This is a genomic window from Mesorhizobium sp. WSM4310 (genome assembly GCF_007003935.1).
Lineage (GTDB): Bacteria > Pseudomonadota > Alphaproteobacteria > Rhizobiales > Rhizobiaceae > Mesorhizobium.
Genome location: NZ_VFTA01000042.1, coordinates 17,562 through 37,703, shown reverse-complemented (window position 1 = coordinate 37,703; position 20,142 = coordinate 17,562). Strand labels below are relative to the sequence as shown.

General features: G+C 57.2%; 16 protein-coding genes and 2 pseudogenes. 10 read left to right on the top strand and 8 right to left on the bottom strand.

Going from position 1 to position 20,142, the window contains the following annotated elements; translation table 11 throughout:
• Positions 1-268 precede the first annotated feature (268 nt).
• From ehuA to FJV80_RS29880, 7 genes are all read right to left on the bottom strand, one after another.
• A complete protein-coding gene (gene ehuA / locus FJV80_RS29915) occupies positions 269-1,045 on the bottom strand; it encodes an ectoine/hydroxyectoine ABC transporter ATP-binding protein EhuA (RefSeq protein WP_063170381.1) in 777 nt (258 codons plus the stop codon).
• A 119-nt stretch (positions 1,046-1,164) separates the two neighbouring features.
• A complete protein-coding gene (gene ehuD, locus FJV80_RS29910; protein WP_063169345.1) occupies positions 1,165-1,833 on the bottom strand; it encodes an ectoine/hydroxyectoine ABC transporter permease subunit EhuD in 669 nt (222 codons plus the stop codon).
• The gene (ehuC, locus tag FJV80_RS29905) at positions 1,830-2,501 is read right to left on the bottom strand and encodes an ectoine/hydroxyectoine ABC transporter permease subunit EhuC (protein ID WP_063169346.1); all 672 of its coding nucleotides are present in this window, start codon (positions 2,499-2,501) and stop codon (positions 1,830-1,832) included. Before ehuC ends, ehuD begins: the two co-directional genes overlap by 4 nt.
• Before the next feature lie 59 nt (positions 2,502-2,560).
• The gene (gene ehuB / locus FJV80_RS29900; protein ID WP_082826582.1) at positions 2,561-3,433 is read right to left on the bottom strand and encodes an ectoine/hydroxyectoine ABC transporter substrate-binding protein EhuB; all 873 of its coding nucleotides are present in this window, start codon (positions 3,431-3,433) and stop codon (positions 2,561-2,563) included.
• Between the two features lie 224 nt (positions 3,434-3,657).
• Positions 3,658-4,779, bottom strand: a complete 1,122-nt coding sequence (locus tag FJV80_RS29895; RefSeq protein ID WP_063169347.1) for an alpha/beta hydrolase — start codon at positions 4,777-4,779, stop codon at positions 3,658-3,660.
• A 770-nt stretch (positions 4,780-5,549) separates the two neighbouring features.
• On the bottom strand, positions 5,550-7,235 hold the full coding sequence (locus tag FJV80_RS29885) for a GMC family oxidoreductase N-terminal domain-containing protein (RefSeq protein ID WP_063169348.1): 1,686 nt from the start codon (positions 7,233-7,235) through the stop codon (positions 5,550-5,552).
• 475 nt (positions 7,236-7,710) lie between these two features.
• Entirely contained in the window at positions 7,711-8,175 is a 465-nt protein-coding gene (locus tag FJV80_RS29880; RefSeq protein WP_063169349.1) for an Lrp/AsnC family transcriptional regulator, read from the bottom strand.
• A 621-nt stretch (positions 8,176-8,796) separates the two neighbouring features.
• Between FJV80_RS29880 and ectB the strand changes: the two genes are divergently transcribed.
• From ectB to FJV80_RS29830, 10 genes and pseudogenes are all read left to right on the top strand, one after another.
• Entirely contained in the window at positions 8,797-10,113 is a 1,317-nt protein-coding gene (gene ectB, locus FJV80_RS29875; RefSeq protein ID WP_063169350.1) for a diaminobutyrate--2-oxoglutarate transaminase, read from the top strand.
• Between the two features lie 225 nt (positions 10,114-10,338).
• Positions 10,339-11,799, top strand: a complete 1,461-nt coding sequence (locus FJV80_RS29870; RefSeq protein WP_063169351.1) for an aldehyde dehydrogenase family protein — start codon at positions 10,339-10,341, stop codon at positions 11,797-11,799.
• A 328-nt stretch (positions 11,800-12,127) separates the two neighbouring features.
• Positions 12,128-12,496 (top strand): GNAT family N-acetyltransferase, encoded by a 369-nt coding sequence (locus FJV80_RS29865; RefSeq protein WP_063169352.1) that lies wholly within the window; start codon positions 12,128-12,130, stop codon positions 12,494-12,496.
• The gene (locus FJV80_RS35370; protein ID WP_224571101.1) at positions 12,474-12,941 is read left to right on the top strand and encodes a transporter substrate-binding domain-containing protein; all 468 of its coding nucleotides are present in this window, start codon (positions 12,474-12,476) and stop codon (positions 12,939-12,941) included. The genes FJV80_RS29865 and FJV80_RS35370 overlap by 23 nt, the downstream gene beginning before the upstream one ends.
• Positions 12,942-13,429: 488 nt before the next feature.
• A complete protein-coding gene (locus FJV80_RS29855) occupies positions 13,430-13,633 on the top strand; it encodes a hypothetical protein (RefSeq protein ID WP_141245431.1) in 204 nt (67 codons plus the stop codon).
• A gap of 64 nt (positions 13,634-13,697) precedes the next feature.
• Positions 13,698-14,891, top strand: a pseudogene (locus FJV80_RS29850) (IS256 family transposase).
• A gap of 986 nt (positions 14,892-15,877) precedes the next feature.
• A complete protein-coding gene (panD, locus tag FJV80_RS29845; RefSeq protein ID WP_063169354.1) occupies positions 15,878-16,321 on the top strand; it encodes an aspartate 1-decarboxylase in 444 nt (147 codons plus the stop codon).
• 313 nt (positions 16,322-16,634) lie between these two features.
• Positions 16,635-17,903, top strand: a complete 1,269-nt coding sequence (locus FJV80_RS29840) for an acetyl-CoA carboxylase biotin carboxylase subunit family protein (protein ID WP_082826583.1) — start codon at positions 16,635-16,637, stop codon at positions 17,901-17,903.
• Positions 17,904-17,984: 81 nt separating this feature from the next.
• Entirely contained in the window at positions 17,985-19,154 is a 1,170-nt protein-coding gene (locus FJV80_RS29835; RefSeq protein WP_063169356.1) for a Xaa-Pro peptidase family protein, read from the top strand.
• 117 nt (positions 19,155-19,271) lie between these two features.
• Positions 19,272-19,502: pseudogene (locus FJV80_RS29830) on the top strand (IS3 family transposase); the annotation flags it as partial.
• 142 nt (positions 19,503-19,644) lie between these two features.
• Here FJV80_RS29830 and FJV80_RS29825 read toward each other — a convergent pair.
• On the bottom strand, positions 19,645-20,085 hold the full coding sequence (locus tag FJV80_RS29825) for a GNAT family N-acetyltransferase (RefSeq protein ID WP_158515807.1): 441 nt from the start codon (positions 20,083-20,085) through the stop codon (positions 19,645-19,647).
• Positions 20,086-20,142: the final 57 nt, after the last annotated feature.

The following is a 20,142-nucleotide window of genomic DNA, read 5'->3' as shown; positions in this document are numbered from 1 at the left end:
GCCCTGAATGGCAGATTGAACGCACATCAGATCTTCAAGCTCGCAACTGCCGAACGGGCAGCGCTATTTACCTAACTCGACCAATCTGGGGCTTGGACCGGACGATCCTAGTTATGCAGTCCTGAATGAACTGGGGCAGTAACCTCGACATCAACCCGGCCCTGAAAAACCGCGCGTAGGTTCGTCGCAGGGCAGCCTGCTCCGAACGGACCAGTTCCTGCCCGGAAGCCACCCACGGGATAACTCAACTAGCGGCACAACCCGCAACTCACCTCGTCTCCAGCACCGCATTGAGAAACTGCTGCGTTCGCTCGTTTTGCGGATTGCCTAAAAGCTGGCTGGGCGGGCCTTGCTCGACAATCTTACCGCCAGAAAAGAAGCACACGCGATCGGAGAACTCCTTGGCAAAGCCCATCTGGTGCGTGACCATCAGCATTGTGAGGTCATGTTCGGCGCTGAGCTTGCGGATGACGTTGAGCACCTCTCCAACCAGTTCCGGGTCAAGCGCTGATGTCACCTCGTCAAACAGCATCACCTTGGGCCGCATGGCCAACGCCCGAGCGATCGCCACGCGTTGCTTCTGGCCCCCGGAAAGCTGGATCGGGAAATGGTTCTTCTTGTCGCCGAGGCCCACCAAGTCGAGCAGCTCTGCCGCTCGGGCCTCCGCCTCCTTCTTCGAGAGCCCAAGGACGGAGATCGGCGCCTCCATGCAGTTCTGCAGAGCAGTCATATGCGGGAACAGGTTAAAGTGCTGGAACACCATACCGATCTTGGCACGCACGCGACGGAGATGACGCTCGCTCGCCGGCACTATTTGGCCGTTCTTCTGCGTATGCGTCAACGGTTCACCGTCGACCCATATCACCCCCCCGTTGATGTGCTCAAGCGTCATCAGCATGCGCAGAACGGTGGTCTTGCCCGAGCCGGACGGACCAATGATGGACACCTTCTCGTTGCGTGCGATCTCGAGATTGAGTTCGTCCAGCACCGTCAACGCGCCGTAGCGCTTTGTGACGTTCTCGAAGCGAACTATGGGTTCGTTCATGACTTTTTCGCTGCGCCTGATATCGAGGTCAAGCTCGTCCCGCCTGGCTGATGCCCTAGGGCGCTTCGTGAGATCGTCCTCGAAGCGAAGCACAAATTCGCTCATAGTATAAGGCCTCCCTATTGCAGATGGTAGCGGCGGTTGAGCCAGACGCGGACCGACTGCACGATAGCGGAAGCAACCAAGCTGAACACGTAGTAGAAGAAGCCGCACATAGTGATCGCTTCTATGTATCGATAGTTATTGCCCCCGAAATTTTTCGCCTGCTGCAGCATCTCGAAGATCGAGATTGCCGCCAGGACCGGCGTGTCCTTGAACATGCCGATGAAGTAATTGCCCAGAGCTGGCACCATGGGCGGGATCGCCTGCGGCAGAATGATTGTTCGCCAGGTCCGCGTTCGCGAAAGGTTTAGTGCCGTACAGGCCTCCCACTGGCCGCCATCCACATTCTCGATGCCGCCGCGGAAGACTTCGGAACAATAGGCTGCATAGTGGATCCCCAGCACGCCAACTCCCGCCGTCCAGGCAGGAATGAAGATTCCGATCTGCGGACCAACGAAATAGACAAAGAACAACTGCAGCAGCAAGGGCGTTGAACGGATAAACTCCACGATCTCCGCCATGGTGGTCGAGACGTAGCGGTTTGGCGACTGGCGAATCATCGCGAAGACAAGACCCAATATCAGCGCGATCGCAAACCCGAGCAGCGTAGCCTCAATGGTGACGATCGCTCCCTGATAGAGATATGGGAAAGCCTCCCATACGTAAGACCAATCCCAGATCTTCAAGCCACCTGCTCCCGAACGAAACCGCGCGAGACGCGGCGTTCCAGCCAGCGCACGAAAGGAGTGATGAGGGCGCGCGCGATGATGTAATAACCGAATAGTGCAACCGCAAAGAACAGCATATAATCGCCAGTTGCGTCGGCCGCCTGCTTGGCGGCGCTAGTAAATTCGGGAATGGTGATGAAGAAGACGAGCGAGCTACCCTTAAGCACATCGATGAGCATGTTACCCCAGGTCGGCAGCATGGCGCGCATTGCCTGTGGGAGGATAATACGCCGCATCATGGTGAGCCGCGAAAAATTGAGCGCTGTAGATGCCTCATACTGGCCCCTATCAACGGCCTGAATGGCGGCGCGGACATACTCGGCTGCGTAGCCAGAGGCATTCATTCCGATCCCCAAAATTCCGACAGTCCACGGCGACAGGAAAATACCGAAAATCGGCAATACAAAGAACCACCAGTAGAGCTGAACCAGCATGGACGTCCCGCGGAAGAATTCGATGTAGGCGATACTGAACCAGCGCAACTGCCGACGGGGAGAGACTCGGGTCAGGCCCACGAAAAGCCCAAGGACGATCGCTACGACGCAGGCGCCAAGAGTGACGATGACCGTAGTCATGACGCCCTTGGTGAGCACGGCAAAGATAAAGCTGAGATCGACCTTACTCATATGCCCTCCCCACTGACCGCCTACCGGCCAAGGGCCGGGGAGCGGTCAGACGCATAGCTTCAGCCCTTGCAAAGATCAGCGGTCTTGCTGCCATCCGGGAGATCGCGTTTGGTGTAACCATATTTGCCGACCGCGGCCATCATTTCGTCAGAGCCAATATAGTCTTTCAACACAGCATTGAACGCGTCTACCGCAGCCTGTTCGCTGAGCGGGAAGGCTATGGCGGGATGTTCATTCGGTCCCGGCGGGGTATACGGGTCAGCCACCTCAATGCTGGGATCCTGCTCGGCAAGAGTCGTCGCGTTCAGACTATAGAGCGAGCCGGCAGCGGCGCGGCCGGCCTTTACAGCCTGTACGACCTCGGGCGGTCCGGCGACCTGCATAACCTTGTCGTCAGGGAAACCTAATTTCTTCGCCTGCTCGACTGCGGTGGTACCCGTCATGATGGCCAGGGTAAGCCCCTTCTTCTGAGCGTCATGGAGGGAATGCAGCGCTTCCGGATTGCCCTTCGGCACGATCATCGAATCATTGCTCGATGCGATCGGTTCGCTGAACAGGACGTTGCGGCACCGCTCCGGCTTAATCCACATGCCGCCCGTGATGATGTCAAAGCGACCAGCCTGGAGGCCCGGGACAAGGGAACCCCAATCGGTTACGACCGGCTCGATTTTGGTCGTTCCCATCTTTCTCAGAACGTCCAGTGTCATCACATTGACCAGGCCAAGCGGCTCGTTGTTCGCACCAGGATAGGCACTGGGAGGCTCATTGGTGAAGCCAAGACGGATCGTTTCTCCGTTCTTAATCTTATCGAGCAGCGACTCCGCCGAGGCCGAACCGGCAAAGGACGAGATTGTCATCGCCGCCAGGCCGAGCGCGGCAATCCTCTTCAAGATTGCAGCCTTAAAGCATTCGTCGAGTTTCCACTTGACCACTGGTTAGTCCTCCGTTTTCGCATCGCCGATGGTCTCCCGATATGCCTCGGGAAAAGACCATTGCATCATTTGTTGAGCTTGTAGTCCGGCGGTTCCCATCATCGTGTGAGCTGCAGGGTCCCCACTTAGGTATAGATTCCTCCAGTCGATCCTTTGCTACGCCACTTGTGCATGCTTCGTGAGCGTAGCAGCGCAGCTGTGGTGCTTTGTGCGAGAAATGCAAGTTATTCGCAGAAATTCGGTGATTTTTGGGTGCATACGCACATTTCCGTCATCCCCGTGGTTCGTTGGAAGTGAACAATCGCGAGCTGTGGTATGGCCAACTGAGGCACACCACGTCTTGCATGACTCCTGCCCTGCCCGGTTGGATGGGCGCCACCGCCTGGGCTATGCCCTTGTTGCCATGGCAGGGCACAAGTTCGTCGTATGCGACACGCCGCTGAGAGATTCGCCTCGGAGACGCTGGCCCGAGCATTGTTCCCGTCACAGTTGATCATTCGTGCCATTGACGGATGAGTCTGTTCACGGCTTCGCTCCGGATCAACCTGGACGGAATCGCCGGCATTATTGAGCAGATGGAAATCTGAATTCCTGATCAGCTTCGCCAGGTTGATCCCTTGCTCCGGCGTCGCGGTAGGGTCGTTCTTGGACCAGATGATCAACGTCTGGGCCTGAAGCTGATCAAGGTAGGGGAAGATATACTTCTGCTGCAGCAGTGGATAACGATGCAGGTTTGTCTCGTCTTCCGGCAATCTCTGCCAGATCTCCCATTGTCCCCGAGCCGCGGCCCGCCGATAGGCTTCTCGCTCGGCGCATTCCACATCCTGCCCGTGGGCGCGGCAGCTTTTCCGCCGTGCGGTGATGTATTCCTCTTCGCTCGGCATCGGGCCGGAACAGCCGTAAGCCTGCCGGCAGGCCTCCAGCCAAGCTTCGTCACGGTCATCTCCGAACGCCGGCGACACGGAGTTAGCGGTCAGCAGGACAAGCTTAGAAACAAGATCGGGACGCACGATCGCGACCCGCGCGTCGACGAATGATCCTTCTGAATGGCCGACTAGCGTGATCTGCTTCAAACCCAGTTGTTGGAGGAAGCTAATTACATGATTCACACGACCGAGCCGGTTAATGTATTTGCAGTCAGCAGGATAATCCGTTCCCCCAAAATGGAGTTGATCAATCGCTACTACCGTAAATTGATCGGATAGCCCGTTCAGCTGCCGAACAAAGGAACTCTTAGCCTCTGCACGGAAGCCCGCCCCCTGCAGGAAAACAATCGGCCTACCAGCTCCGTTCTCGCAGTACGATGTCTCGACACCATCAACCGATACGCGATGCTTGGTGATCATCGGTTCCTCGGCAAAAGGAGGGGCATCAGGTCGGCATTGCGACATGCGAGATGGACTGCCATTGCTCACTCCTGAGCGTAGCAGCCTCACATGCCACGTTGCCGAACTATCTCGTCTGAATACCGGAAATCGGCACCCCGGAGCCTCGCGTCTTGTCACTTTGCTCTGTCGTCGCCCAGCCACTGCGGCCGGGAGCCTTTTAGGTGCATGGGTGGCATTCCCCGCAAGATTTCAACCCTTGCACAGGTCGCCGGTCTTGGTGCCGTCCGGCAGATTGATTTTGGTGTAGCCGTATTTTGACCGACTGCATCATTTGGTCGGAGCCGATATAAGTATTCAATACCTCGTTGAAGGCATCGACCGCCTGCTGATTGGGCAGGAAGGCGAGACTTGGGTAGCCGGCCTTCCCAGCCGGCGGGGTGAACGGATCTGCCATTTCAACGCTGTCGACCTTGTCAGCGAGCTCCTTACCGTGAAGTAGTTTAGCGACCCCGCCGCCGCGCGGCCGACCTTCACTGCCTGCAAGAATTCGGCCTGGCCGGCGACCTGCATGACACGATCCTCCGGAATGCCCGCGTCTTTGGCGGTCGTGACCGTGTCGGAACCGGCGGTGGTGACCAGCGTTAGGCCCTTATCACGAATATCGTCAAAGGAGTGCTGGTCTTTTGGGATTGCCATTCGGCATGAGCAGGGCTTCGGTGAACTTAGCAAGCGGCTCGGTGAACACCACATTGCGGCAGCGCTCCGGCAGAATGTACATGCCGCCTGGCCTAGCTCCGTCTGCCGTCTCTCAAGGTTGTGTCGGCCAATTTCTCAGCCACCATAATCGTCGGAATGTTTGTGTTCGCCCGAGGGCAAAATGGCATGACGGAAGCGTCGGCGATCCTCAAACCCAAAATACCATGAACGCGTCCCGACGGATCGGTCACAGCGCCAGGATCCGCGGCTGCCCCCATCCTGCAGGTCGACGTCGGATGCCAACTTGGGATGACGTTCTGGCGAATATACCGATCCAGATGTTTCTCGTCGTTGACGAGATCGGAAATGCTATCCCCATCCGTTATGACGCGCCTAATCAGCCCACGGCGCAGCCGCGGCGACGCGTCCATGAGCAGCGCCAGAAATGACGTGAGTGCATAGTTTGTGCTTGTGACCTTGCTCACCAGCTTCGCTCGCGCATTCAACGCTGACGGAAACGGGTCCAGCGCCACAGAGGACAGCGAATCTTGCTGCAGCAGGCGGACTATGAAGCGAAAGCCCTGCTTGAGGCGCTCGGCGTCCCGCTTGTCGCTCAACCAGTTGAAATCGACCTCCGGCTCTATTTTATGCGAACTACCCTTGAGCGCCACAGTTCCCGTCGAGTAGCTGCGATTGACCCACACGGCGAGAGTGCCGAGGCGCCTCCCCAGCGGGTGCCAGGATGATTTGGCAACAGTCGATATTGCCATATCGGTCGACGGGCAGCCTTCGTAACCCGACGAGTAGCGGGCGTGCATCTGAATATATTCGCTCACGCCGGGTGACAAGCGATCGGCCGGCTTCAAATAGGCCGAAACGCAAATCGTGGGGTGTTCCTGAAGATTCTGGCCCACACCTTTCAAATCTGCAACGATAGGGATTCCGAATTGTACTAATTCCTTCGCGGGGCCGATCCCGGAGCGCATCAATATGGCGGGTGAATGGAGTGCTCCTGCGCACAGGATAACGCAAGAAGCGCTATACGATTGCACGCCCGATTTGTTCTCCGTCTCGACCCCCGTTACCGTTGTTCCCAAAAAGGTCAGCCGCGCAACTGTCGTTTCGGATAAAATCGTTAGATTGCGGCGAGAGCGGACGGTTTCGGGTAAGTACGCCATCGCGGAGGAGACCCGATGACCATTGCGGTTGGTCAATGGGACAACTGAATAGCCATCACCGAATGCACCATTGAAGTCTGGCCTGAAATGAAGCCCCAAAGCATCGTAAGCATCGGAGATTGCCCGGATGAAGCCCGACCAGTCTGATTGGCGCACACGTTTGATTGGCAAGGGGCCGTTCGTGCCATGAAATTCCCCGCCGAAATCCAAATCGCATTCTAGACGACGGAAGTAGGGCAGCACGTCTTCCCAACCCCAGCCCGTTGCACCGCTTGAGGCCCACTCATCGTAATCTCCGGGCCCGCCGCGGTTGGCGACTTGGGCATTGATGCTGGAGCCGCCACCCATGACGCGCGCCTGTTCGTAATGGACAGGCTTGCGGCCACCTCGCACCGTTGTCGCGTGGAGTGACTGCCATCGATAACCGGGATTAAGGTAAGCACGCGTTGGGTCGCCATCCTGGATGTCGTCAGGAATGGCATTCGGCGGCGTATCAGGGCCAGCTTCAATGAGCAGCACGCGAGCGCCATAGGCGGAGAGCCTGCTCGCCATCACGCATCCAGAGGAGCCACCACCCACGACGATATAATCGAAAACCACGCAAACTCGCAAATGTCTGAGTCGGGCAAAAATCTAGCAGACGGCGAGCAAGCAAAAACGCGCAATTATCTTGCAGGACGCAGGAAATCAGCGCATTCTTAAGAGATTCGCATTATGGCGGCCTCCCAACGGGGCGGAACGTTTAAACATGACCTTGCCAGCAGTCCATCAGGGCTGAAGGCGATGCCGGAGCGTCGTGACTTAAGTGGACAAAGCGCATCGCGACTGAAGGGGACAAACCTATCGCGAGATACATCAGAATGCAGCCCGGTAGGTCCAGAAGTGCTTTTGCAGCATCGCGCTGACGAGGCCGTTGTAAGGAGCAGAATGATGCTTCGCCTTGCGCTCCATCGCCGCTTTAGCGGTACGAAAACTCCCGTCCCAATCATGGCCGGCGGGCAAGGCGGCTGACCCTTGCGCCAGTCATCGGTGAATCGGATCAACCAGTTGTTGAATGCGCGTAAGATTGCGCGTTCTATACATCGATTGGCACCGCCAAGGTTACCTTCGTGCGATCCATCACAATCATCGTGCTGTAATTTCTAACAGCCGGGCTATCAAAGAAGAAACGCCTCGAGAATGCGTCGTACTCTGCCAAGTCACGCACGGAGAGAAGGAGAACGAAATCGGCGTTACCGGTGACCGCATACGCGCTCATTACTTCAGGCGCCTTCTGTAGAGACTGCTTGAAGCGATCGATGACGTCGGAACGATAGCGCTCAATGTCGACCAAGACCAGCATCATCAGGGACCTGCCCACCGCCTCAGGCGACACGATTGCAACATCAGCCTCAATTACGCCAATTTGTCGCAACTGCTTCAATCGCCGCTGACAGGCCGTGGGCGATATACCGGCCAGTTGGCCCAATTCTTCCGTTGTTTGGCGATTGTTGCGCTGAACAGCGCTTAAGATTTTCAGATCTATCCGATCCAATTCCATGGTCATTCTCCGGAATAGCTGCAATTTGCGCAGAAAAACTGCGATATGCACTCGACTGTAGCCTCAACCCCGCGCAGACGGAAGCCCAAACGATCAGGCCAGGCATGGGACCAAAGTCGGCTATCGTCCTCGACGTCAGTTATAGCCATTGGCCGAAGAGTGCTGTCCACCATCGCCCAACTGACAATGGCAGCCGACGGTCAAAAGCCGAGGCCTTGCGCCCAGTTCGGCCGAGGAAACGTCTCGGAACTTAAACGCTAAGCCGACTGGACGATGATGATAGGGGGGACCTCTATTTCCGCGCTTCGGCTTCCATTCGTTGGCTCACGCTGCCAAGAGTCTCATCTGTGTATAGGGAATCGAGCGCTAGGTTCGCCTGCCCCGGTTGCTGCATCAAATGCAGCCGTCTTGAGGTGGTTGGGAAAAATCGTCACCGCAGCCACACAAACCGCCGGCCTTATGCAACCTGCCGGCAATTTCGCATAATTACTGCATCCCGCCGCTCAGAATTTGCGCAAGGCGCCCAATGTAGCGCGCTATTGTCTCACAACGGCACCTACACGCCACTTCATAAAGCAGAAGAGGCCTGGCTTTGCAGGCTTCAGATTGAGGAGTTCGCCTATGAGCAAGCAATTCGCACCTGAAATGGATGCAGGTCTCGCGGTTTTCAATCGCCTGGAGTCTGAGGTGCGCAGCTACGTCCGCGCCTTCCCCGCCCTATTCGATCGCGGAGTCGGGACCACTCTCATCGCTGCAGACGGTCGGGAATATCTCGACTTTTTCGCCGGTGCAGGCGTTTTGAATTATGGGCACAACAACCCCGTCATCAAGAAGGCGCTGCTGGATTATATCGAGCGCGACGGAATTGTGCATGGGCTGGACCTTGCCACGACGGCCAAGAAAGCCTTCATCGAAGCTTTCGAGCGATACATTCTCAAGCCTCGTGGTCTGACATACAAATTACAGTTTCCCGGCCCCACAGGTACGAACGCGGTCGAAGCGAGTCTAAAACTGGCTCGCCAGGTGACCGGGAGATCGAACATCGTCTCGTTTACCAACTCGTTCCATGGGGAAAGCGCTGGAGCATTGGCAGCGATGGGAAACAAGGAGCACCGGGCCGCTGCCGGGTTTCCCCTCGCCCATGTGACATCGTTGCCATACGAAGGCTACCTGGGGGCGTCAGTTGACACAATCGATTACTTCGAAAAGCTTCTCAATGACCCCAACAGTGGCCTCGACAAACCTGCCGCGGTGATCCTGGAAGGGATCCAAGGTGAAGGCGGCATCAATGCTGCGAGCGTTACTTGGCTGCAACGGCTGCGCGAGCTAACGTCGCGGCACGGAATCTTGATGATCCTCGATGACATCCAGGCCGGGGTCGGTCGCGCGGGCAGTTTCTTCAGTTTCGAAGCGGCTGCAATTGTGCCGGACATCGTTACCCTGTCCAAATCTTTGTCGGCGATCGGAACCCCAATGGCCCTTATTCTCATCAAGCCTGAACTTGATGTCTGGGCCCCGGGCGCACACACCGGGACCTTCAGAGGCAACAACTATGCTTTCGTCACTGCTCGTGCGGCCCTCGAAGCTTACTGGTCCGACTCCAAGTTCGAGGATGAGATCGCTCGCAAGTCTGCGATCTTGGTCCAAGAACTCAACGCGATTACCGAGGAATTCCCCACCCTCGGCCTGAGCGTGCGAGGCCGCGGTCTGATGTACGGACTCGTTTCACCGAAGCACCACTCCTTGCCAGGTCTGGTCTCCCAGGAGGCTTTTCGTCGGGGCTTGGTGATCGAGATCGCCGGCTCATACGGTGAGGTGCTTAAGTTCATGACTGCCCTCACCATCGCCGAGGCTGACCTTCGGCGTGGTCTGTCCATCATTCGCGACAGCATTGGCGCAGTAGCGACTACCCTCGACGGTGGAGGCGCGGCTCGCTAGCCGACAAAGCACCGGGCCACTAGCAGGTCCAAAATCGGGCCGCTCGCAGTCACGGAACGGGAAGGCCGTTCCGTGGCATGTGGCAGTGGGCGAACTCGGAGCGGCTGAACGGCAGACTAGGGCTTTCACTGCCGGACCGATACCACGGTTGCCGTTCTTCCTGCGGCGCCGACCACTGTCGCTGCGCCAATTCGAAGAAAATCGAGCGATAAGAAAGAGGACTGGATGGCCAGCAACGACGTAGTCAAAAATTATATCGATGGCGAGTGGCGGGATTCTGTGTCCGGCACACGCATCGAGGTCGATGACCCGGCGAGCGCCGAAACGATTGCTGTCGTAGCTGAAGCAGGACCCCAAGACATCGAGCTTGCCGTTACTGCTGCTCACCGCGTTTTTCGCGACCGCGTGCTGATAGACATGCATCCGTATGATCGCGGTCGCATGTTGTTTCGCGTTGCCGACGCCCTTGAAGCGCGTTTCGACGAGATCGCAGCCATTAACTGCGCGGAGACGGGGAAGGCATTGGAACTTGCCGATGGCGAGGTTCAGACCGCCATCAGATACCTGCGATACTATGGTGGCTTGGCCGACAAACTTGAAGGGCGCTCGATCCCGCGCGGGGCCAACCTGGTCAACTACACAGTCAGAAGTCCCTTCGGCGTGTCCGCCCAGATCGTTCCGTGGAATGGTCCACTTGAACTGACGGCCCGCTCGCTGGCCTGCGCCATCGCAACCGGCAACTCAGTCGTGGTGAAGTCGCCGGAACTAGCTCCCCTTTCCGGAGTTGAACTTGCGCGTGCCTGTGAGACAGCGGGGCTGCCTGCCGGAGCGGTCAACGTGCTCACTGGATACGGCCAAACGGCAGGCCAGGCGCTGATCGAACATCCCGACGTTCGCCACATCGTCTTCACGGGCTCGATTACTACTGGGCGGACGGTGCTCAAGACGGCAGCGGATCGGATCGTGCCCTGCATAATGGAACTGGGCGGAAAGTCGGCTGCAGTTGTGTATTCCGATGCCGACCTCGACTGCGTTGTGGAAGCGGTACGCGTCGGGACCTTTCTGAATGCAGGCCAGAATTGCAACAACCTTACACGTCTTATTGTGGAACGTTCTATTGCAGACAAACTGGTGGAAAGAGTGAGGGTCTGCGTCGAAGGACTGTCGGTCGGTCCAGGACGCGAAAACTGCGACATCACCCCGTTGATCTCCCGAAACCAACGACAAGGAGTTGAGCGGGCCTGCCAGACGGCCCTCTCGCAGGGCGCGCGACTCGTAACCGGCGGGACTGCGCTTTCGGAGCGGAGCGGTTACTTTATGGCGGCCACGGTGTTTGCCGATGTCGCGCGAGACAGCAATCTCTTCCAGCAAGAAGTATTCGGTCCTGTTCTTGCCGTTACCACGTTCGATAATCCGGGAATGGCCGTCAATCTCGCGAACGACACCGTTCACGGTCTGGCAGCGGGCGTGTTCACGCGGGATATTGACCGGGCCCTCTGGACCGCCGACCGCCTTTGGGCCGGTCAAGTGTACGTGAATGGGTGGTATGTGGGCGGGGTGGAAACACCGTTCGGTGGGATAAACCAGTCCGGCTACGGCAGGGAGAAGGGTCAGGAAGCGCTGGACGGCTACGTTCAGACGAGAAACGTTGGTATCCGCCTCTCGCAGCCACCATCTGGAAATTGAACGCTTGCTGATCCCTACCGACGGCGCGGCTGTCGGGCGATGCAGGATTCAATGACCTCGACCAAATCGAAATAAGCCCGGCGAGAGAATCCGTATCGGAGGTCATCGAGAACAACTCTAATCATAGGATTTTTGGCTGCGGACGGGCTTTACCCACCACGGACATGTAGGAGCGCATTGCCTAGCCCGCTGCGTGGGTCGCATGGGTCAGGAGAGGATCACAGTGCTTCAGAGACAATTGAGATTCGCAGAGCTGCCGCCGAAGATTTCGACAAGTTGGCAATGTTGAACCGCGAGTTGATCGAGGCCGAGAAGCATCGAAACCCCGATGACGGTTTCAGAACTCAAGGAGCGGTTTATTCAGTTGGTGAATCGCGAAATTTGGATGGTCGACCTCTTCAGCCAGAACGGCGAGATTGTGGGCCTCGCCACTCATCGTTTGGAGCCAGACAATGCGGAGCCGAGTGGGCAACGCGTCTTTTTGAGGCAATTCTACGTCAGCTGCCAACACCGACGTTCGGAGATTGGCTGCAGGACCCTTGAGCTGCTTATTCGGTCTCGTTTCCACAACAAATCAAGGATTTTCCTCGACGTGCTGGAGACCAATCCTGGCCGCAAGACCTTCTGGTCTCACACCGGTTTTGTCGCCTACAGCACGCTCATGGAGCGTCTCGTTGAAAAAGCGGACACCAAATAACCTGCGGTGCTGGGAATTAATTTGGGGATCGGATTGTCTGGCATTTGCGTGCGTCGCGCAAAAACACGAGAATAGAATCGAGCCGGTCGTAACCGAATGGGGCTCACTTGTCCCCGGCCTGCAGGCTAGCCGCTTCGACTTCATCACGGCCGGCATGTGGATCAAGCCGGAGCGCTGCCGCAACGTGCTGTTCAGCGAACCGATCGCTACGGAGAGAGGCGCACTGCTGGTGCCTAAGGGCAACCCGGAAGGGCTGCATTCTTATGAGGATGTGCGTGACAAGGGACTCACCTTCGTCAGTGATACAGGCTACACCGCGGTCCAGGACGCGAAAAAGTCAGGCATCGCCGACGACAAAATCATGCAGGTCGCCGGACCGCCGGCGGACAGGCTGTCGCGCCGCCGCCGGTGCCCTCGACTACTTTACAGCGACTGGACTTGTTAAGAAGGACCACAGCCTTGAGCTGGCCGATTCGTTCATCGCGCCAGCCAACTATCCTGCTATCGCCTTCGAGCTCAACGAGCAGGCTGCGGTCGACGCGTTCAATGCCGTATGCAGGACTATGTTGGCTCTGGCGAAATGATGGCAGTATTCGGCAAATACGGCTACGGCAAAGACAACCTGCGGACGGCAGCAAGACCGCTGACCTCTGCAGAGGCTGAAGGCAATGTGCCTTAACACGTCCCCGGTCATGGCGGGGACGTGTTCAGTGGGCAAGCGTCTGTGAGGCGATTTCAGGTCCACCGTGGCGGTGCTCACAAGACGCGCCTCATTGCCTGAAACAAACACATCTACACTTCATCGGGTGCGCACATGTGAGCGTCGCGGCCCACAATACGACGGCCAATATGCGGGCTGGCTCACCTGCCACATCAGGCAACTGCGCAAGCAAATCCCCTGACGTGTGCCGGAACGAGAAGCAGGAGAATACTGTGGAAATCAGAGTTGTACGCCCGGGCGACCTTTCTCAATTGCGCAAGATTTGTGACGAACACATCGACTTGGAAGGGGTGACAATAGCGGACCAGGACCTGAGTCCTTATTGGAACTCGGCGTTTTTTGGAACACCTGCCCAGTTGTTCGGTTGGGTTTGTGATGAAGGAGGGTGTGTGCTGACAGTTCTGCAAATTCGCTGAGAGAGGGCGGTCATGGCAGGCTGGTGATTGTTCACGTCACCGATTCCCGCGAAGGAACGCCACCATGACCAAGATTGAAAGTAAGACCGGCAGCGCTGCCATCAAAGACATTCTGCTTTCGGACCCGGACGGACTTCACGAAGTGATCCGTGCGGTGATGCAGGAGGTACTCGAGGCCGAGATGGACGAGGCGCTGGGGGCTTCGAAGAGCGAGCGCACACCTGAGCGGCTCGGCTACCGCTCGGGTTATTACGGCCGCACCCTTGTCACGCGGGTCGGCAAGCTTGAGCTGCGGGTTCCGCAGGACCGGGCCGGCCGCTTCTCGACCGAGCTTCTCGAGCGTTACCAGCGTTCGGAGCGGGCCTTGGTGGCGACGCTTGCGGAGATGTATGTGCAGGGCGTGTCGACCCGCAAGGTCAAGGCGATCACGGAAGAGCTGTGCGGCCATGCGTTCTCGGCCTCGTCGATCTCGGCCATCAACAAGCGGCTGGACGAGAGCCTCGCTGCCTTTGCCAGGCGCCCCCTTCAAGAGCCGTTTCCTTACCTCATCCTCGATGCGCGCTAAGAGAAGGTGCGTGAGGCCGGCGTCGTCATGAGCCAGGCGGTGCTGATCGCTGTCGGCATCGACTGGGACGGCCGGCGCCAGATCCTGGCCGTCGAGATGGCCAATCGCGAAAGCCGCTCGGCCTGGAGGGATTTCCTCGTCGCGCTGAAGGCGCGCAGCCCCAAGGGCGTCGAGCTGGTTGTCTCCGCCAATCATGCCGGCCTGGTCGCGGCGATCGGCGAGGTGATCCCCGAAGCCGCCTGGCAGCGCTGCTACGTCCACTTCCTCAGGAACGCGCTCGATCACCTGCCGAGAAAGCACGGCGCCGACTGCCTGCAGGACTTGCGCTGGCTCTAATGACCGGCGCGATCTCGCCGAGGCCAAGGCCGATCTCGCCGCATGGCTGTCCAAATGGTCGGGCCGCTATCCGCGACTGACGAGTTGGGTGGAGGAGACCATCGAGCGCACGCTGACCTTCTTTTGCCTGCCGCGCCAGCATCACAAGCATCTCAAGAGCACCAACATGCTTGAACGGCACAATGAGGAAATCCGCCGGCGCACCAATGTCATGCGCATCTTCCCCAATGAAAGCTGCCTGCGCCTCGTCAGGGCGCTGGCTGCGAGACCAACGAGAACTGGATGGAGGCCAACCGCTACATCAACATGGACGATCTGCGCGAGCACAAGAAGCTCGCTCTACGCCAAGCCGCATGACCAGCATCGTGGCCGCCCCATTTTGCAGAACTTGACGCACACAACCTGAAGGAGGTAAGCGTCATGACAACTCTTAGAGGATACATGACCGCGTCGATCCGGCTTTTCCTTGTTGGTCAGGGGCGATCCTCGGGTACGCCTCCGGCGAGGGCCGCCTTGCGCGATCATGGCACGGTAGCGAGGCTGGGCTCTTAAGGTCGTCCTTAGGAGCGTAAGCCCCGCGACCATCCCATCGCTGAAAACAAACCCTTGATCAGCGGGCGCCCGACGGACCGCCTCTGTCGTCGTGGCGCTCCCATGAAGAACCTGGCCCATAGTGCATCCTTTGATTCGGAAGATAAGGATGCCCCATCAAAACCTGAGATCAAACATTTAGGCAGGCCTCGACTGGGACAAGTAAAACGGCCGCATTCGAGGCATGAGGCTGCACGCGTCTAAGATCCGAACAGCCAATACCCGAGCGTCCTCGACATCCCCGCCGCCAGAAGTCAACGATGCCCAGATCGGCCGCACGACCACCAGCAGAAGGGCGCCACCTCAACCCGTCCTACACTCAACATTTTGTCGCGTCCGCGACGTGCCTTCTTGATCCGATCCGTGGTCTGCTCACCTAAATAGCTGAAAGAGATCACGCATTTCTGTTTCCGGCCTGATTAGCCAGTTTGGCACGAGGTTTGCAACTTTGTGTGCGATCCAGTTGAACGGGCCGATTGGCACAGTCACCTGAAATCACAACTAATTAAAGGAACGGAACATGTCGGAACTGTATCGGATGGCATTACCAATGGGGGACAGCCGGCCGGCAATGCCTCCGCCCACCACAACCAGCCTTCGCCTGACTGTCTCGTGCTGGCCACGCCAGAGTAATCAATTTTGTCCTAAGAACCACAATACGACAAATCGCAGAACGTCCATCCATCCATCCTGAAACCAAGACACAGCAATCGCTTGTCGACGCAGTGTCCCACCGCCGAGAGGAAATGTAGATGAGAAAATTTGTTGCCGCCAAGCTTCATGGAATAACTGTGACCGACGCGAATTTGAACTACCGGGGCTCAATAACTTTGGATCCAGATCACTGCGACGAAGCCGGCATCCTTCCAATGGAATTCGTTGAAATCTGGAATAAATCATCGGGCGCTCGAATCAGCACTTACGTGATTTATGGAGAGCGGGGTTCTCGTTGCTGCGTGCTGAACGGAGCCGCTGCTCGCACCTGTCAGGTCGGGGACGAAATAATCGTTTGCTCCTCCGCATACATCGAGGAGCATCAGATGGTGGAGATCAAGCCGCGAGTGCTGACTTTCCACCGGGATAATTCTATCTGCGACCACATGTTCTACGAGGGTGCAATAGACGACGATGGAAGGATAACGTTCTCGATTCGCGAGGGCTCTCCCGGCGATAACGCGCTAAAACTCACTCCCTAGTAGGGCCTTTCGGTGACAGCTCGTGGCGCCGGGTCCCGGTCAAGGGCGTACTCGTCCCCAGTACTCTGGTACGCGATACAGTGCATTATCCCACTCGGCCACTATTCGGTCAGTTGCCATCAAGCCCAATCGGTTCTGCCCAGATCTGGGAAGACGATTTTGCTGCGCCAAAGGCAACTTCAGCTTCAGCCAGCGGCTGCGGGTAGAGGCGACCAATTTCACGGAATGTTTGGCCTTGGATCGTTGTCTTTAAGTCTGAGGTCCACGATGGCAAAACGACCTATCGACAAAAACGCAGAGTGGAGAACAGCCAATGTCAAGGAAAGCTCTCATCCTGGTTGAAGGCCATGCAAGAGGTAATGGAATACGATACATCCACGCGGCCCGGCGTCTTGGCTTTCATCCAATTACACTATCAGTTGATCCAACACAGTACGAGTATCTTGCGGCGGAAAGAAGCGAGGCAATCCGTGTCGATACAACCAATCTTGATACCTTGATTCGCGAATGTTCCAGGCTGCGTGAGACCAATGACATCGCTGGTATCACGGGCTTCTCGGGCATCGACGAGTCGGTCTATGCAACCGTTGGCAAACTATGTCGGCATTTCGACTTACCGGGACCCAACCCCGAATTGATTGAACGATGCTGTGACAAATTCTCTCAGCGCCAGCTACTTGCGGAAGCCGGAGTTCCGATACCCGCTTATCGCATGGCGCTGAATGTGGCAGAAGTAGAAAGCGCTGTCGCGGAGATCGGCTTTCCCGTAATTGTTAAGCCGGCAATCGGCAGCGGTAGCATCGGTGTCCGATTGTGCCGCAACGCCGATGAGTTAGCTGACCACACGACCTATCTGTTGGGTGGGAAGCACATCTGGCCGTCTTCGCCGAGGATATTGGTTGAGGAATTCGCGCGCGGCCCTTTTTATAGCGTGGAGATAATGGGCAATGAGGTTATTGGGATTGTCGCCGTTGATTTCGGCCCCCCACCGCATTTCGTCTTCCGTGAAACGACCTTCCCGGCCCCGCTTGCGGAAGACGATCATGACCGTATCGTTGATGTTTCGCTGAGGTGCTTGCAAGCTCTTGGCCTTAATTGGGGGCCAACGAACATCGAGCTCCGGTTGACTAATCATGGCCCGGTTGTAATCGAAGTGAATCCGCGTCTTGCTGGTGCGCTTGAGCCTGAACTGGTCCAACTGGCGAGCGGTGTCGATCTGGTCACCGAGCACATCAAGCTTGTCGTCGGCGAGGAATGGGATTTGCGCAGAAGGCATTTGCAGACCGCAGCCGCGCGGTTCCTAGTTGCTGATTGCGACGGCACCCTCGATTGGATCGATGGCGGCAGTCAGGCGATCGCGGTACCAGGTGTCGCTGAAATCAAATTGTATGTTGAACCCAACGCGCCGATCTTCAGGAAAGGCGATTTTCGAGACTGGATAGGACATGTCGTCGCCGTTTCACCCAGCCTTGCTCAGACCGAAGCGATACTCCAACGAGCTGTCGACTTAATCGCTTGGTCTATCACACCGCCGTCGGGCGAACAGGAGCGATCTGCAGCCCCACGACTCCCCCCCAACTGAGAGGTGATCCGTCGCCAGCATAAGAACTCTTACCCGCAATAGCTCGCCTTGTTGTCAAAAGCATAGCTGGAGTTCAAACTTATGAATATATCCAAGGGACCCCAGGCATTCCCTAGAAGTGAATACCTTCGCCGGCTCGGCTCGGTGAAGTTCGAAATGGGTCGGTGCGATATCGACGCGCTCGTCGTTTCCGACCAACATAACATTACCTATCTCACGGGGTACACCGCGCTATCAGCCTATGTTCCTCAGGCCGTTGTGGTTTCGATACGAGAAGAGGAACCGACGTTCATTCTGCGCCGCTGTGATGCGCCGGCAGCCATTCATCAATGTTTTATGGAGCGCGACAAAATCGTCGCATACCCCGAAGCGTATATTGGAAATCCTGACAAGGATGGCTATGACGCGGTAGTCGATTACTTGGAGGACGTCGGCCTCGCGAGTCGAGGCATAGGAATCGAGCTATGCTGCCTTCCATCGCAATCGGCGAAAAAGTTTAGGATGCGCCTGCCTGGTGCCACGATCGTCGATGCTACTAAGGCGGTCACTTGGAAAAGGCTCATCAAGTCAGATCTCGAGATAGCTGTAATGCGGGAGGCGGCGGCAATCTCAGACGCCGCGATTCGACGCGCTGCTGAGGTAATACGCCCCGGGGTGCGTGAAGCAGACGCGTGCGCGGAAATTGTGGCAACGTTGGTGCGCGGCGCAAACGGTAAGCCAGGAAGCGGGATCGAGGGAATAAGTTTGTGTTCATCACCGCGAACGGGAACGTGCCACATTCCGTGGAGCGAGGACGTTTTTCGCTATGGATCGCAGGTGAATCTCGAAATCGGCGGTGCGCGATATGGTTACTGTGCTGGGCTTATGCGCACTTACACGATCGGCTCACCCTCCGATCGTCTACGTCGCGTGCATGAGATCCAAGTCGCCGGCCTTGAGGTCGCTCTTGATGCGATACGGCCAGGAGCGACTTGCAGCGATGTTGCCAACGCCTTCAATCGCAGCATCGAGAAGCGGGGCCTCAAAAAGGAGACGCGTTGCGGCTATGCACACGGCATTGGTTGGTTGGAGCCGACCGCAAGCCTTAAGGATGGCGATATGACAGAGTTGCTACCAAACATGACCTTTCACCTGATGTTAGGTAATTGGATCGAGGAGGATTTTGGATACGTCATCAGCGAAACGTTCCGTGTCACAGACTCCGGCGTCGAGGTACTGACCACTGCTCCCCGGAAGATTTTTGAGATCTAAATTAGAATATGGCTTGTCATAACGACAGCGCGGACGTCCGGAATAGATCTTGCCGGTCGACGAGATGTCGCCTACCTTGTTGAAGTGCGGACGGCGAGCGGCGGTCGGCATGCGGGGCCGATCCGTGTCGAGGCGAAGCCGAACGCACGCTGGTCGCTGTACGACCAGTTCTCCTGCGGCCGATCAACTCGTCGACGACGTGACGCGCGAATGCCTTACGCGATTCCGGACACAGATCTCTGGTCGCCGCGTTGCTCGCGAACTGACGACCTGATCGCCCAGCGCGGCAAGCCCGGCATGATCGTCGCAGACCACCGCACGGAGTTTACCTCGAACACGGTCCTTGCCTGATCAATGGATCATCGCGCCGAAAATACATTCCGCTGCAAGCCCATGTGCGCAACATAAATGGCTGCACCTCTAGTCTACTCGCCACTGTTTAAAAGACTGGGGCAGGTCAATGCGCTTTCGTTACGACCTCAGAGCAAGTCTACAGGTCATAGTAGTAGGTAAGGTATGGACTCAATTTACCGATCTTGTCATAGAGCGCCCGCGCATGATAATTTGATCTGTCCGTATTCCAATAGATTCTCAGCCAGCCTTGGTCGCGACCGTAGGAGGCCAGATTCGTGAGCATGGCTTGGCCAATCCCCTGGCGCCGCGAAGACTCGTCGACATAGAGATCTGCGAGAAAACAGACCGGACGATCGCTAAGAGTATACGGGTGAATGACAAAGGTAGCAAAACCTATGGTAACGCCAGTTGCTGAGACCGCGATCAGCGCGTTAATCGGTTCGTCTGGGCGCTCGATGCGCCGCCAGATCCTATCTGTCGCCTGTTCTGATGAATTGAGACCTTGGTCGGCGCAATATGCGTACCAAAGGGACCGCCATGCATCGCGGTCGGCAGTGCCTGCGAGACGAATCTCCATGAGGGGCGGGCTCCGGCTGAGAATGGGCTCCAGGGCGCGAGGTGTTCGGCCTGAAAG

Coding starts and splice junctions, on each gene's coding strand:
- ehuA (WP_063170381.1), bottom strand. CDS start 1,045: ATGAACGAACCCATAGTTCGCTTCGAGAACGTCACAAAGCGCTACGGC.
- ehuC (WP_063169346.1), bottom strand. CDS start 2,501: ATGAGTAAGGTCGATCTCAGCTTTATCTTTGCCGTGCTCACCAAGGGC.
- FJV80_RS29895 (WP_063169347.1), bottom strand. CDS start 4,779: ATGATCACCAAGCATCGCGTATCGGTTGATGGTGTCGAGACATCGTAC.
- FJV80_RS29880 (WP_063169349.1), bottom strand. CDS start 8,175: ATGGAATTGGATCGGATAGATCTGAAAATCTTAAGCGCTGTTCAGCGC.
- ectB (WP_063169350.1), top strand. CDS start 8,797: ATGAGCAAGCAATTCGCACCTGAAATGGATGCAGGTCTCGCGGTTTTC.
- FJV80_RS29870 (WP_063169351.1), top strand. CDS start 10,339: ATGGCCAGCAACGACGTAGTCAAAAATTATATCGATGGCGAGTGGCGG.
- FJV80_RS29865 (WP_063169352.1), top strand. CDS start 12,128: ATGACGGTTTCAGAACTCAAGGAGCGGTTTATTCAGTTGGTGAATCGC.
- panD (WP_063169354.1), top strand. CDS start 15,878: ATGAGAAAATTTGTTGCCGCCAAGCTTCATGGAATAACTGTGACCGAC.
- FJV80_RS29840 (WP_082826583.1), top strand. CDS start 16,635: ATGTCAAGGAAAGCTCTCATCCTGGTTGAAGGCCATGCAAGAGGTAAT.
- FJV80_RS29835 (WP_063169356.1), top strand. CDS start 17,985: ATGAATATATCCAAGGGACCCCAGGCATTCCCTAGAAGTGAATACCTT.
- FJV80_RS29825 (WP_158515807.1), bottom strand. CDS start 20,085: ATGGAGATTCGTCTCGCAGGCACTGCCGACCGCGATGCATGGCGGTCC.